This window comes from Serratia sp. NFX21 (genome assembly GCF_048517035.1).
Classification (GTDB): Bacteria; Pseudomonadota; Gammaproteobacteria; order Enterobacterales; family Enterobacteriaceae; genus Serratia; species Serratia quinivorans.
Genome location: NZ_CP183196.1, coordinates 4687223 through 4700792, shown reverse-complemented (window position 1 = coordinate 4700792; position 13570 = coordinate 4687223). Strand labels below are relative to the sequence as shown.

Here is a 13570-nt window from a genome sequence, read left to right as displayed (position 1 = left end):
CAGGGAAGATTGACTCACAAGGAGTGCTCTATGAAAAGGTTGGCTATCGCAATCATGGCGGCTTTACCCTTCTGTTCCGCGCAGGCAGTTGAGAGTTATGAAGTCCGCAATCACAGCGGGCAAACGGTATTTAAACTGAATTTTTACGCTCCCTCCGACGGCAGTTATTTTACGGGTGAGGATGGGCCTCAGCGCTCATCCTGGACACTGGATGCCGGACAAAAGGCCCAGGTGATCAGTGCGGCGCAGCGCTGGGCCGATATCATTAAACCCAAGCCCGGCGAATTGCCCGGGGTGATCAATATCGGTACTTTTGATGAACAGAATGCCGGAGCATTGAGCCCTGATGTTAGCGAAGCTCCTTTCAGCCTGACCCAACTTCAGGCGGTATTGCAAGGGCAGGATGCGGGTGAGTTGGACAGTGGCGCTCACGCCTTCGTCAGCATCGGTAAACTGAACTTTACCCCGGTACAAGCCGCGCCTGCGCAGGTCCCGACCGATTCCCGCTTTGATCTGGAAGTCACCCTATTTCATGAGCTTGCCCATGCGTTAGGGATTAGCACCAGCGCCGGCGTGCCGGATGATGGCGTGACCCAGTTCGGTCCGACGCAGGGCAGCTGGACATCACACCTGTTTGACGACAACGGTAATCCGGCACGGCCAGGGCAGGCTATTTTATGCAAAGGATGCGAGGGGCCGGACGATCCTTCAGGCTTTGACGTGCGCAAAGACCAGGGCTATTTTGCCGGCAGTCACGTCAAAGAGGTGCTGGCCGGTGCTATGCCGGGAGTTCCTGTGCGAATCCTTTTTGAGGATGGCAGTCTGGATGATGATTACATGTCCCACAGTGAGCTGGACCGCAGTCTGATGAGCCATCAAGACTACCGCAACTACACTTCCATGATGGAAGCCGAACTGGCGGTGTTGCAAGACATGGGGTACGACATCGATCGTCGTAATTTCTTTGGTCGCTCTGTGTATGGCAGCGGTCTGAATGTGGTTAACCAACAGGGGTATTTCGCGCGCAATGTCGCAGGCACTGCGTATCTCGACGGCCAGGCCAATACCGCCGCCCGCGGTGTCGGGTTGCATATTTACGGCAGTAATAACCGGGTGGAGCAACGCGGTGACTTACTGGCCGACGGCGTTGCCGCCGCCGGTATTCGGGTTGACGGTGCGGGCAATACGCTGACCATCGCACCGGGTACCCGAGTGCAGGCCAACGGTGATTACGGCACCGGTTTATTGGTGGCCTACGGAGATAACCACAGGATTATCCAGCGCGGCAGCCTGGAGGCGACCGGCAAAGAAGGCGTCGCCGCCCGGTTGGATTTCGGCAACAACCTGCTGGGCAATGAGAGTGAATATCGGGGTTCATATATTTGGCTGGTGGGTGGCACCGATCAGTCCGAAGACATGGCAGGACCATTGGTGTCCAGTTTCGATATCACCGGCTCGTTAAAGGGGGCCAAAGCGGCTATTTACCAGTCGGTGAATGCGCTGGCCGGCGCGATTAACGTGATGCGCGGCGCCGATATTCAGGGTGATATTATTTCTGATTATGCGCAATGGGACGAAAATAATCAGGCGCGTCTCACCCGCTTAACCTTCGGTCTGCAACCGGATGGGGTGGGGCAGGTGACCGCGCTGGCGGATAGCGGTTTCGACTTCACCTATAACGGCAACATTCGCGGCAAGGATAATTTGGCTCTGGTGGCCGAAGGGGGCAAAACCACCCTGAATGGCGAGCATCAGGTGTATAGCGTGGATATTGAGCCGGGGGCCCAGTTGGCAGGCAATAGCCGTTATGAGCTGTCGGATGCCGGGTTGTTCACCAATAATGGCTTGCTGACGACCGGTTCACCTTTTGGCCAGGTTGCTATCATTGGTGATTACCAGCAGGGGCCACAGGGGCGTTTGCAACTGATGTTCGACAGTCTGGGGCGCGGAGATCAGGTGTCAATCAGTGGCACATCCAGTCTGGACGGTGCCCTGACGCTGATGCCGGTAAAAGGCTGGTATGCCTCAGACTGGCAGTTGAACAGCGCTTCGCTGCTGCAACTGGGACAGGTCAGCGGCGAGTTCGATCAAGTCAGCGTGCAGACGCAGTCACCGACGCTGAGTTTCAGTACAGCGCCATTGGCGGCTGGAGAATATCAAATCAGTGCGACCCGTGGTGCATCTGCCTATAGCCAGTATGCGCAAAGTGCTAATGAGCGAAACGTCGGGCTGGCGTTGGCCCGTGCGGCGGCGACGGCGGGTAATGATATGCGACCGTTGCTGACCGCGCTGGATTTTTCCACCCCTGATGGCAAGCAGGTGAGCGGCGCTTTGGCGCAGCTGGAGCCGTCGGCCTATAACAGCCTGATCCAGGCGTCATTCGATCGCGAACGCCAATTAACCCGAGCGTTGACGGCGCCGGAGCGCAATTTGACGTTGGCTCCAATGGGCGACGAGCAGGATTGGATCAGTTTTGCCCTGCCTTACGGCGGTGGCACCTGGCAGCGTAATGCGGCCAACATCACCGGTTACAACGCATCGCGTTATGGCGTGCTGTTCGGCGCAGAGAAACGCAATGTCCTGGTGCCGGGGCTGACAACCGGCTTCCACGCGGCGGTTGGCGGGCAAACGGTCAATGCCAAAAGCGCCGATCGGGCGCGTGCACACAGCACGTCATTTGATGTCGGTCTGCAGTTCAGCTTCGCGCAGGATCCCATGGCCGGGCCGTTTGCCTATGGCCTGGGTCGTGTAGGGGCTGAGGATAATCATATGAAGCGTCAGTTTGATGTTGCCGGCGTGAGTGGCACCAGCAAGAGCGACTGGACGTCGTGGAACGGTTCATTAGCCCTGGGCGGCGGCTATCATTTTGCGTTAACCGAGTCGTTCAGCTTCGGCCCGGTAGCCGCGCTGGATTATACCGCCAGCAAGCATCGTACAATTAAAGAGTCCGGGTCTGGTACCTTGCCGATGCAGATTAAAGGCCATTATGCCGATTCACTGCAAAGCACGCTGGGCATAGAAGCGTTGTACCAGGGGCCACAGGCTTTGTCCGCCACCCTGCGCCTTGGCTGGCAGCATGAGCTGCTGAGCAACAGTGTCACTCAGCGTGCTCAATTCGTCGGTTATGACGCTTCCGCTTTTGATAGCAAGAGCAAGTTGGCCGGTCGTGATGGATTGGCCGCGCAGGCGGGTGTGCAATATCAGCTTACTAAAGATGTTTCCGTCGGGGCCGGCCTTTCCAGCGAGCTGTTCCGTCAGGGCAGCAATTCGTTAGAGGGCAACATGTCCGTGACCTGGCGGTTCTGATTTTAGGCAATATCAATAACACGTTCGGCAAAGCGTACTATCAGGGGACACTGCATTATGCAGTGTCCTTTTCTATTGTCGCCGCAGGGTACCCGAACGATATATGGAGCAATAATGATGAGAGCTGCAATTGTCAACGTGTTAGGTCAAGCGCCGGTGGCGGGTAATGTGGATGAGCCGGTAGCCAGGGAAGGGGAGACGCTGATCGAGGTGAGCGTAGCCGGTATCAAACAACTGGATCGCGCCATGGTGGCGGGAACCCATTACTCCAGCCCGAAGGCGTTGCCGATCGTGCCCGGAACCGATGGCGTTGGTTTTACACCGGACGGCCAGCGGGTTTATTTCGCCTCTTTCCGACAGCCGCATGGTGCTCTGGCTGAGCGTACCGTCGCTTCCTGGACCGTGCCGGTACCGGCTGGTGTGGATGATGCTACCGCCGCCGCCTTGATCAACCCGGCATTCGCTGCCTGGCTGCCGCTGCACTGGCGTGCCGAGCTTCAGGCGGGTGAAACGGTACTGATTATTGGCGCGACCGGCACCTCGGGCAAGCTGGCGGTAGCGGCGGCTCGTCAGGCGGGTGCAGGGCGCATTGTTGCAGCCGGCCGTCGGCAGAGCGTGCTGGATACGTTGGATGTCGATGCTACGGTGGATCTCAGTTTGGAAGGGGATGTGTTAACCCAGGCTTTCGCTGCTGCCGCAGGGCCGAACGGATATCAGGTGATAGTCGATTACATCTGGGGTACGGCGACCGAAGCGCTGCTGGCCACGCTGAACAACCACGACCTGTCTTCCTACGCCGGGGGGCGCGGTATTCGCTTGGTCAATGTTGGGTCGATGGCCGGGCCGGACATTTGTTTGCCGGCGGCAGTATTGCGCAGTAACCAACTGCAGATTATGGGTAGCGGCACCGGAAATTTCCCATCGGCGGCTGAGATGCAGAGATATGCCAGTGAGATCCTGGCGTTGGCGGCCACCGGGCAGATTTCGGTCGAGACTCAGGAGCATGGCTTATCCGAGATCGCGGAAGTGTGGGATCTGAACAAGAAAAGCGACGTCCGCTCGGTGGTCCGCATTGCCGGATAGCTATTTTTATATTTATGGGCAAACCGCAGTTTGCCCATTTGTTTGCCACAGCAAATCAAGCGGATGCCGTTGCAGTAAAATTGGCTGGGCGATGTTGGCTTAACTCTCCGATGACACCAGATAGTTCTCCGGTAGATCAATAACAAACCCGATGCCGCGTTCATCAAGCCCTTCGGCTACCCGCAGTTGCGCACCGATTTTATCCGCCAGATTTTTGGCAATCGCCAGCCCCAGACCGCTGCCGACCTGCAGAGTACCTGGCACGCGATAAAAACGTTCGAATAACCGTTTGTGGTATTCAGGGTTAATACCGGGGCCATTGTCTCGCACAGTAATATAGCAACCCAGTGGCGATAGCGAACGGATGTTGACTTCGATTCGGCCACCGTCAGGCGCGTATTTGATGGCGTTTTCCAACAGGTTGGTAAAAATGGTAATCAGCGAGTGACGATCGGTATCAATCATCACATTTTCACTGCCATCCAGCGAGAGTTCGACATTCTTCTCCAGCGCATAGGGCACGTGCTGGGCAATGCATTTGCCGATTTCCGCGTGGATATTCACCGTTTCAATCTTCAGTGGGAAGTCTTCCGACTCCAGTTTGGCCAGATCAATCAGTTGGCGCGAAAGCGATGCGGCGCGATCCAACCCTTGCTGCATGTCTTCAATGATTTCCTGACGTTCGGTTTTATCCGCCACCTGGGTCAACAGGTGCAGCTGTGCCAGTACGGCGGCGATCGGGGTGCGCAGCTCATGCGCCGCATCGGCCATAAAACGCTTTTCACGTTGGTTGGCAGCATCGATGCGCGACATCAGCTTATTGATTTCCAAAACGATTGGTCGGATTTCTTGATATTGTTCGGCCGCATTGATCGGCGACAGAGTACCGGGCTTGCGGTCAGAGATCATTCTGGCAATTTGCCGCAGAGGCCGCAGGCTGAGATAGGCGGTAAACAGCAAAGTGACAATGATGGCTGCCAGGGTGACCAACAGCGGGATCGCGGTGCTTTCCGCCGGATTGCCGAAAATAGTGGTGCGGTTGTCAAAGGATTCGCCGACGATCACTCTAAATTGCTGTTTATCGCTCCAACTGCCGGCAATATGCCACTTCACATTGGCGTAGCTGATGGTGCCGGACAGCACCGACGGCGGCAGGAACAGCGGTTTTTCCTGTGACGGTGAGGCGTAAAGCATTTGGTTGTTGCTATCGTAAACCACAAATAGCGGGCGATAGTCTATTTCATCCTGCATGCCGTTTTTGATCGAGTCGATATACATGACTTCGATATCTTTAATCACCTCAAGATAACTGCGGTTGGTAACATCTGTCTTATCAAGAATATTGGCGATACCCCGGGCGACAATGCGTTGCTGATTATCTAAATACTTTTCCGCATCGGGATAATATGAATATTTTACCCAACCAATCAATGCGCCCCAGAGCAATAATATAGCTAAAACCTGGAAAATAATGGTGCGCATAAAAAAGGATTTAAAACTTATCATCCCAGAGTCTCTTTTTTTAATAAATAACCGATGCCACGCACGGTGATAATTTTTTCCTTGCCAATCTTGCGCCGCAAGTTATGCATATGCACCTCCAGAGAATTACTTTCCACGCTGTCGCCATGGCCGAACAGACTCTGCTCCAGTGCGGTTTTACGCACCACGGTGCCGGCGCAGCGCATCAGTTCATGCAGCAGCCGATACTCCTTTTTCGATAACAGCAGAAGTTCGTCATCCAGCGTCACCTGGTGATTAATTGGGTCCAGATACAGATTGCCCAGGCTCCAGGTTTGGGAGGCAAACCCGGCCATGCGGCGGTTCACCGCCTTCACGCGGGATATCAACTCAGGCAAGGCGAAAGGTTTGGCCAGAAAGTCGTCCGCGCCGGAGTCCAGGCTATTGACCAGGCTTTCGATACGGTCGCGTGCGGTCAAAATAATGATCGGGATATTTTGTCCGGCGGCCCGCCACTCGACCAGTTTTTTTAATCCATCCCCGTCTGGCAGGGTAAGGTCTAACAGCATTAAATCGAAACTGCCCTGTGAGAGCCTGGTTTGAGCATCATGCACCAGCCGCACCCAGCATAGCTCAAAACCCGCCAGCTCTAGTGCCCGGCACAGGGCCTTGCCCAATTGCAGATCGTCTTCCACTAACAATATGTTCACGGGGTATCCGGTTTATGTCACGACGCTGGCGGCTATATAACTACAACCCTCATGGGAAGACAACGGCGTCATCCTTTTTGCACCATCGTTCTTAAGCAAACCTTAATCTGGGATTAATTTGGCGTTAAGGGAGCGTCGATATATTTCGAGTACGCTGATTCCTGCACAAATCATCAGGGTAGGAAAAATGCGTGTCGACAACTTTTCAATGGCGGTTACCTGTACAGGCGCAATTTTATTGTTGGTGTTGGTCATACTGCCTTCCGACGTTGGCGCGCAAGGGGGTAATCATCCCGTCCAGATTTCCTCTCCCTTGCCGCATATTCAGCATGCGCAGTCCCTGATTTTTTATAAAAGCTTAAAGCCACGGATTAAAAAACAACTGCGTCGTTTGGTGCAGTTATAAGGTTTATTTTAATAAGGGCAACAAGTGGAAAAATACCCTTGGATATTCTGCAGCATGGATATCTATACTCTGTTGAAGAAGGTGGCTGAGGTAGCTTTGCTGAGCGCCAGTTACCGGTTATGACTTCCCAATCAAAGAAAGGAACAACATGACTAAAGTTGCATTGGTCACCGGTGCCAGTCGGGGTATTGGCCGCGCTACGGCGCTACTGCTGGCACGTCAGGGTTATGCGGTAGGCGTTAACTATCTGCAGAATGAAGCTGCGGCGCAACAGGTGGTCGCGGAGATAGAATCACTGGGCGGCCGGGCGCTGGCGCTGCGTGCCGATATTGGCGATGAAAGCCAGGTACAGGCGATGTTTAGCCAACTGGATGCCACCCTCGGGCCTATTGACGCACTGGTCAACAATGCCGGTATTCTGTTTCAGCAGTCGAGCATTGAGCAACTGACCGCCGAGCGCATCAACAAGGTGCTGAGCACCAACGTTACCGGTTATTTTCTCTGTTGCCGCGAGACGGTAAAGCGCATGGCGCATCGTCATGGCGGCCAGGGCGGGGCGATCGTCAATGTCTCTTCCGCTGCAGCACGCTTAGGCGCACCGGGCGAATACATCGACTATGCCGCCTCTAAAGGGGCGGTGGACACGCTAACTACCGGACTGGCGTTGGAGGTGGCGGCGCAGGGCATTCGCGTCAACGCGGTGCGGCCGGGGCTTATTTATACCGAAATGCATGCCAGCGGCGGCGAGCCTGGGCGCGTTGATCGGGTAAAAAGCAGCCTGCCGATGCAACGCGGCGGTACCCCGGAAGAGGTGGCAGAAATCATCGCCTGGCTGCTGTCCGATGCCGCTTCTTACGTCACCGGCAGCTTTATCGAGGCCGCCGGCGGTCGTTGATGGCTCATTAGCCACAGTTCCGCGAGTATCCTTTTGACTTCAGGTATTATTGGGTGTAATTATTGTTTAAATAACAACCAATTTGTAGTTACAAAAATGTATGTTTCTTTTGAATGGAATCAAAGAAAAAGCCAAAGTAATCTGGCGAAACATCACATAAGCTTTGAGCTGGCGCAGCATGTTTTTTCTGACCCAAACCAGCTAGCCGTGATTGAGCGCATTGATGGTGGCGAAGAGCGCTGGCAAACCATTGGCATGGTCGGTGGTTGCCTGATATTGCTGGTGGCGCATACCACGCGAGAGGTTGATGTGGACGGTGACAGTATAGAGATTATCCGTATCATTTCAGCCCGCAAAGCGGATGTTAAAGAAAGGGGAAAATATGAAGCGAAAAAATTTGGTTAGGAATGTGCAACATAGCGTGCTTCCTCCCCTGACGGAGGTGCAAAAAGCGCAAATAGCTTCATTGAGTGCTATGCCAGACGTCGACATTGACTACAGTGATGCGCCCACACTTAGCGATGAGAAGTGGGGGACTGCGTTACAAGGAAGGTTCTACAAACCGATGAAGGTATCAAAAACCGTCAGGATCGATGCTGATATTCTGGAGTGGCTTCAGAGGCCGGGTAAAGGTTACCAGAAACGTTTGAACGCGGTCTTGCGCGCCGCCATGCTGAAAGGCCAAGAGCTCGAAGAGTAAAACTCCTCACCTGCCAGTATTTATCCTGCCGTTTAAAACCCGGTAGCTTTAGACTCACCGGGTTTTTGCTTTGGCGTTATCTCTACCCAATCAGCCCTCATGCAGCAGCGCGCTGCGGAAAGACAGAATGTGCGCCTCTGCTGCATTGGCGGCTGCGTCGTCATCCTGTGCGGCCAGTGCAGCGATAATGGCTCGATGTTCTTCGATCACCTCTCGCATATGACCTTCGCGTGACAGCGTGCTGGCCCAAAAGCGTTGCGCCCTGGCATGCAGCACGCTCAGGATGTCCGCCAGCATATTATTCCCGGCGATCTGCGCCAGCTGCTGGTGGAACTGGTGGTCCAGCGTCATCATCTGCACCCGGTCACGGCGCTGGCTGGCGACTTCAATTTGTTGATTGAGGGCCGTCAGTGCGGCGACTTGTGGTTCGGTAATTCGCTTGCTTGCCAGCCGCATACACAGCATTTCATTGGCCAGTCGGACTTCAATCAGTTCCAGTGCGTCATCCATCGACAGCGGCGAAACCATCACTCCTTTACGCGGGATCACCTGTAACAACCCTTCATTGGCCAGCCGATGGATTGCCTGATTGATTGGCGTTCTGCCCATATCCAGCTCACTCATTACCTGCGCGGTATTGAGATATTCACCAGGCTTATAACTCAACGTCACCAATGCCTGCTTAAAGCGCCGATAGGCCAGTTCATTCAGTGACATTCCGGCTTCCTCTGCCGTCGGGAGTTCCTGGCTCTCTGCGTCAAGGCTCATCACGTTCTGCTCCTGCAAGAAGAAAGTTTTTAGACATAGTACACAAAAACATGGCATGGAAATCGCTTATTTGGTAGCTAAAGATATAGTGAAATTTCACAGTATTTTAACTAAAGGGACACAAACGCCATGAGACTGACCTTCACTTTACCTGAATCCAGCGGGGCCGGGGTGCTGGATGTTGAGATTGATCATTTGGTGATCGCCGGCTGGACCGGCCGCGATCGCGAGGCCATTCTGCACCATATTAGGGAGTTGGCCGAACTGGGCGTGCCCCAACCCAGTGCAGTCCCGCTATTTTATCGGGTGGCGGCTAATCAGCTCAGTCAGAGCGATTGCATTGAAGTGATCGGCAATGCCAGCTCCGGCGAAGCGGAGCCTTTGATCTTCACTCATCAGGGGGAAGTGTTTGTTTCGCTGGCCTCAGATCATACCGATCGCCAACTGGAGGCGCACAGCGTCGCGCTGTCCAAACAAATCTGCGTCAAACCGGTAGCCCGCGCCGCCTGGCCACTACGGGAAGTGATTGCTCACTGGGATTCATTGATCCTGCGATCCTGGATCAAAGAAAACGGTGAGTTCCGGCTTTATCAGCAGGGTTACCTTGCCAGTCTGCGTACTCCCGGCGATCTGCTGGATCGCTATTTGAGTGGTCAGCAGGTGCCGGAGGGCGGGCTGACGGTCCCGCAGCCGCGAGATGGCCTGGCGATGGCCTGTGGCACGGTCGCGGCGATTGGTGGTATCCGTCCGGCGGTCGAATTCCGTATGGAACTGGTGGACGAAGTGCTGGGACGTACCATCAGCCACGGTTATCGCAGCATAGAACTGCCGGTGGTGGCGTGATGAAAAAACTGACTTTAGCGCAGGCTGCCGCCGGATTGGCCAGTGGCGAATTCACTGCTGTGCAACTGACCGCCACCGCTCTGGCGCAAATCGCCGACCCACAGGGGGAGGGCGCACGCACTTTTACTCATGTTTATAGCGACTGGGCACAGCAGCAGGCATTGGCTGCCGATCGACGGCGTGCGGCGGGTAAGCCCCTGTCGGCGTTGGACGGTGTGCCGGTATCGGTCAAAGACCTGTTTGATGTCGCCGGGGAGGCCACCGCTGCCGGTTCGCGGGTGTTGGCCGATGCGCCGGTAGCCAACAACCACGCTGCAGTGGTGGCGCAGTTGTTGCAGGCTGGCGCGGTAGTGATCGGCAAAACCAACATGACCGAGTTTGCCTATTCGGGGCTTGGCATTAATCCCCACTACGGCACGCCCGCCAATCCCTGGGATCGCCCTGCTGGCCGTATTCCCGGTGGTTCGTCTTCCGGTGCGGCGGTTGCGGTGGCTGACGGCATGTGCTTTGGCGCGATAGGCAGCGATACCGGTGGTTCGGTACGTATTCCGGCGGCCTTCTGTGGCCTGACCGGTTATAAACCTACCGCCCGGCGCATCAGCAGTCGTGGTTTGCTGCCCTTGTCACCCTCACTGGATTCAATTGGCGTGATTGCCCATGACGTTGCCGGTTGCATCGCGCTGGATACGGTGATTGCCCAGCAGCCGCTGCACCCGCAGCAGAAAACGCTGAGTCAGGCGCGCTTTGCCGTGCCACAAACGCTGGTGCTGGATGGCCTGGATGAGGAAGTCACCGCCGCCTTTCATCTCAGCGTGGAGCGGCTGGTGCAGGCCGGGGCGCAGATTGAATTTATTCCCTGTCATGAGTTCGCCGAGCTGGCAGCGATCAACGCCGCCGGTGGTTTCACCGCGCTGGAGTCCTGGCGCTGGCACCAGCCGCTGATTGCCGAACATGCCGAAGACTATGACCCACGGGTGCTGTCACGTATTCGTCGCGGCCAGTTGCTCGATGAGCAGGATCTGCAGCAATTGCGGATGCAGCGTGCCGATTGGCAACGGCGAGTGACCGCGGCAGTGGAAAAATTTGACGCGTTGTTGATGCCAACCCTGCCCTTCGTTGCGCCGACCATTGCCGAACTGCAGGAGGATGAAGACGCCTATTTCCGTATCAACGGTGCCGCGTTGCGTAACCCTTCGGTGATCAACTTCCTCGATGGTTGTGCGCTGTCGCTGCCCTGTCAACGAGGTGATACGGCTCCTGTGGGGCTGATGGTGGCCGGGCTGCCGCTGCAGGACGAGGCGCTGCTGGGCTGGGCGCTGGCGATCGAACGCTGCCTCGCCGAGGCGTGATTTTCCGGTGGGGACGACCCCGCCTTACTTTGAACTAACAGGAGAGTACCCATGACCGGTTCCCCAAACGGAATGCTGTTTGTCGCAACAGATGTCGCCGCGCAGGACGAGGCGGATTTCAATAAGTGGTACGACCGCGAGCACGTGGAAGAGCGAGTGCGGGTGCCCGGTTTCTTGTCGGGTACGCGTTATCAGGCACTACAGGGCGGACGCAAATACCTCGGACTGTATAAAACCGAATCCCTGGCCAGCTTTACCTCGGCGGCCTACCGCGCCGCGTTTACCGAACAGACCCCCTGGTCGGTCGCCAGTCTCGATAAAATGCGCGATCCGATGCGTCGTGTCTGCGCGGTGGAGGCGGTGACCGGTCAGGGTTGCGGCAGCCATCTGGTTATCCTTCCCCTCGAACCGGCGCAGCCGCAAGTGCTGAAGGCCTGCATCAAGCATTTGGGGAGCCAACTGGCCGAACTGCCCGGTTTTGTGCGCAGTAGCCTGCTGTCGCCGGACGCTGAACTAAGTTCCCCGTTGCCGAAAGAGTCGCGGGAGAACCGCCGGTTACTGCCGATGATGCTGATCGAAAGCAGCAGCGCCGAAGCCGGACAGCGGCTGAGTGAGTTGGCCTGTAGCCAACTGAAAATCCCCGCCGCCGATGCCCTGCATTATGCCCTTGGCTGGCAACTGACCACACAGGAGCTTTCATCATGAGCACTTCAACCACACAGCCGTCAATCGCGGAAGCGTCCACTGCCGAGGCTACCGCCCATCCGCCAAACACCGGCAAGCTGGCGGCGGCCAGTTCGATTGGCACCGCGCTGGAATGGTATGACTTCACCGTCTACAACATCATGGCGGCGCTGATTTTCAACCACGTATTTTTCCCCTCTTTCGATCCGCTGGTGGGCACCATTTTGGCGTTTTCCACTTACGCGGTGGGTTATGTTTCGCGGCCGATTGGCGGTATCGTCTTTGGTCATCTGGGTGACGTGCTGGGACGGCGTTTTGTATTGGTGACCACGCTGGTGATCATGGGGGTGACAACCGCGCTGATGGGGTTGCTACCCGGTTATGCCAGCTGGGGAATTTGGAGTCCGTTGCTGTTGGTGACGCTGCGCTTTATTCAGGGAATTGCGCTGGGGGGCGAATGGGCGGGGGCGGTATTGCTGTCGATGGAGCACGGCAAGCCTCATCAGCGAGGACGCAACGCCTCCTTTGCTCAGGTTGGCCCTTCCTGCGGAACGCTGATCGGCACCGGGCTTATCACGCTGGTGACGGTGGCGATGACGGCGGAGGATTTCCAGCAGTGGGGCTGGCGTATTCCCTTCCTGCTTAGCCTGGTACTGGTGGTGTTTGGCCTGTGGCTACGCCGTGGCGTGGGGGAAACGCCGGCGTTTCTGAAACTGGAGGCATCGAAGGACGTTACCCATTCACCAATCCGCGAAGTTTTCACCCAGCATCGGCGTCCGCTGTTGATCGCCGGAGGTTCGCGTATTGGTTCCGACGTGCTGTATGCGCTGGTGGTGGTTTTTACCCTGACCTACGTCACTACGGTATTGAACCTGCCGCGCCCGGTGGCGTTGGCTGCCACCATGTTGGGGGCGATCGGTAACGCGATTACCGTGCCGATGTTCGGCGCACTGTCCGATCGTTTTGGCCGTCGGCCGGTGTATATCGGTGGGGCTTTGGCGGCGATGGTTTGGGCATTTGTGTTCTTTATGCTGCTCGACAGCAGCCAGCCGGTGCTGATCTGCCTGGCGGTGGTGGTCGGTCTGTTGATCCATGCGGCAATGTATGGCCCGCAGGCGGCCTTTATCACCGAACAATTCCCAACCCGGGTGCGTTATGCGGGGTCGTCGTTGGCTTATACGTTGGCAGGTATTATCGGTGGTGGCTTTGCGCCGCTGATCATCGCCTCATTGTTCAAGTCTTACGACAGCACGCTGGCTATTTCGGCCTATGTGGTGCTGGCACTGCTAATCACACTTTGGGCAGTGATTGCCGCGAAGGAAACGGCACACAAGCCGTTATGAAAGGCGTGCCGGGTGAAGGGAT

13 protein-coding genes are annotated in these 13570 nt (G+C 56.2%); 10 read left to right on the top strand and 3 right to left on the bottom strand.

What is annotated here, in order from left to right; all coding sequences use genetic code 11:
* Positions 1–30: 30 nt before the first annotated feature.
* Together ACNT1W_RS21975 and ACNT1W_RS21970 are read left to right on the top strand one after the other, a co-directional pair.
* On the top strand, positions 31–3306 hold the full coding sequence (locus tag ACNT1W_RS21975) for an autotransporter outer membrane beta-barrel domain-containing protein (RefSeq protein WP_419246136.1): 3276 nt from the start codon (positions 31–33) through the stop codon (positions 3304–3306).
* A gap of 117 nt (positions 3307–3423) precedes the next feature.
* Positions 3424–4389 (top strand): zinc-binding alcohol dehydrogenase family protein, encoded by a 966-nt coding sequence (locus ACNT1W_RS21970; protein ID WP_419246884.1) that lies wholly within the window; start codon positions 3424–3426, stop codon positions 4387–4389.
* 99 nt (positions 4390–4488) lie between these two features.
* On the opposite strand, the gene ACNT1W_RS21965 is transcribed toward ACNT1W_RS21970, so the two are convergent.
* Both ACNT1W_RS21965 and ACNT1W_RS21960 read right to left on the bottom strand, forming a co-directional pair.
* Positions 4489–5895 carry a sensor histidine kinase gene (locus ACNT1W_RS21965; RefSeq protein WP_115183881.1) on the bottom strand — a complete coding sequence of 469 codons (1407 nt, stop codon included), beginning with the start codon at positions 5893–5895 and terminating at the stop codon, positions 4489–4491.
* A complete protein-coding gene (locus ACNT1W_RS21960) occupies positions 5892–6560 on the bottom strand; it encodes a response regulator (protein WP_017893868.1) in 669 nt (222 codons plus the stop codon). Before ACNT1W_RS21960 ends, ACNT1W_RS21965 begins: the two co-directional genes overlap by 4 nt.
* 187 nt (positions 6561–6747) lie before the next feature.
* Here ACNT1W_RS21960 and ACNT1W_RS21955 point away from each other — a divergent pair, with 187 nt between their 5' ends.
* From ACNT1W_RS21955 to ACNT1W_RS21940, 4 genes are all read left to right on the top strand, one after another.
* Positions 6748–6966: a hypothetical protein gene (locus ACNT1W_RS21955; RefSeq protein ID WP_041418694.1), complete on the top strand. Its 219-nt coding sequence runs from the start codon at positions 6748–6750 to the stop codon at positions 6964–6966.
* Positions 6967–7114: 148 nt separating this feature from the next.
* Positions 7115–7861, top strand: coding sequence for an SDR family oxidoreductase (locus ACNT1W_RS21950; protein WP_112363189.1), 747 nt, complete (start codon positions 7115–7117; stop codon positions 7859–7861).
* A 96-nt stretch (positions 7862–7957) separates the two neighbouring features.
* Positions 7958–8266 (top strand): BrnT family toxin, encoded by a 309-nt coding sequence (locus ACNT1W_RS21945; RefSeq protein ID WP_017893865.1) that lies wholly within the window; start codon positions 7958–7960, stop codon positions 8264–8266.
* On the top strand, positions 8244–8561 hold the full coding sequence (locus tag ACNT1W_RS21940) for a BrnA antitoxin family protein (protein ID WP_041418692.1): 318 nt from the start codon (positions 8244–8246) through the stop codon (positions 8559–8561). The genes ACNT1W_RS21945 and ACNT1W_RS21940 overlap by 23 nt, the downstream gene beginning before the upstream one ends.
* 90 nt (positions 8562–8651) lie before the next feature.
* On the opposite strand, the gene ACNT1W_RS21935 is transcribed toward ACNT1W_RS21940, so the two are convergent.
* Positions 8652–9329, bottom strand: a complete 678-nt coding sequence (locus ACNT1W_RS21935) for a GntR family transcriptional regulator (RefSeq protein WP_041418690.1) — start codon at positions 9327–9329, stop codon at positions 8652–8654.
* A 129-nt stretch (positions 9330–9458) separates the two neighbouring features.
* Between ACNT1W_RS21935 and ACNT1W_RS21930 the strand changes: the two genes are divergently transcribed.
* From ACNT1W_RS21930 to ACNT1W_RS21915, 4 genes are read left to right on the top strand one after another with little or no spacing between them, the layout of a single operon-like run.
* Positions 9459–10172, top strand: a complete 714-nt coding sequence (locus tag ACNT1W_RS21930) for a DUF2848 domain-containing protein (protein ID WP_419246135.1) — start codon at positions 9459–9461, stop codon at positions 10170–10172.
* Complete coding sequence (locus ACNT1W_RS21925; RefSeq protein WP_419246134.1) at positions 10172–11521, top strand: amidase; 1350 nt, start codon at positions 10172–10174, stop codon at positions 11519–11521. Before ACNT1W_RS21930 ends, ACNT1W_RS21925 begins: the two co-directional genes overlap by 1 nt.
* A gap of 51 nt (positions 11522–11572) precedes the next feature.
* Positions 11573–12226, top strand: a complete 654-nt coding sequence (locus ACNT1W_RS21920; protein WP_419246133.1) for a hypothetical protein — start codon at positions 11573–11575, stop codon at positions 12224–12226.
* Positions 12223–13548 (top strand): MFS transporter, encoded by a 1326-nt coding sequence (locus tag ACNT1W_RS21915; RefSeq protein ID WP_017893860.1) that lies wholly within the window; start codon positions 12223–12225, stop codon positions 13546–13548. The genes ACNT1W_RS21920 and ACNT1W_RS21915 overlap by 4 nt, the downstream gene beginning before the upstream one ends.
* Positions 13549–13570 lie beyond the last annotated feature (22 nt).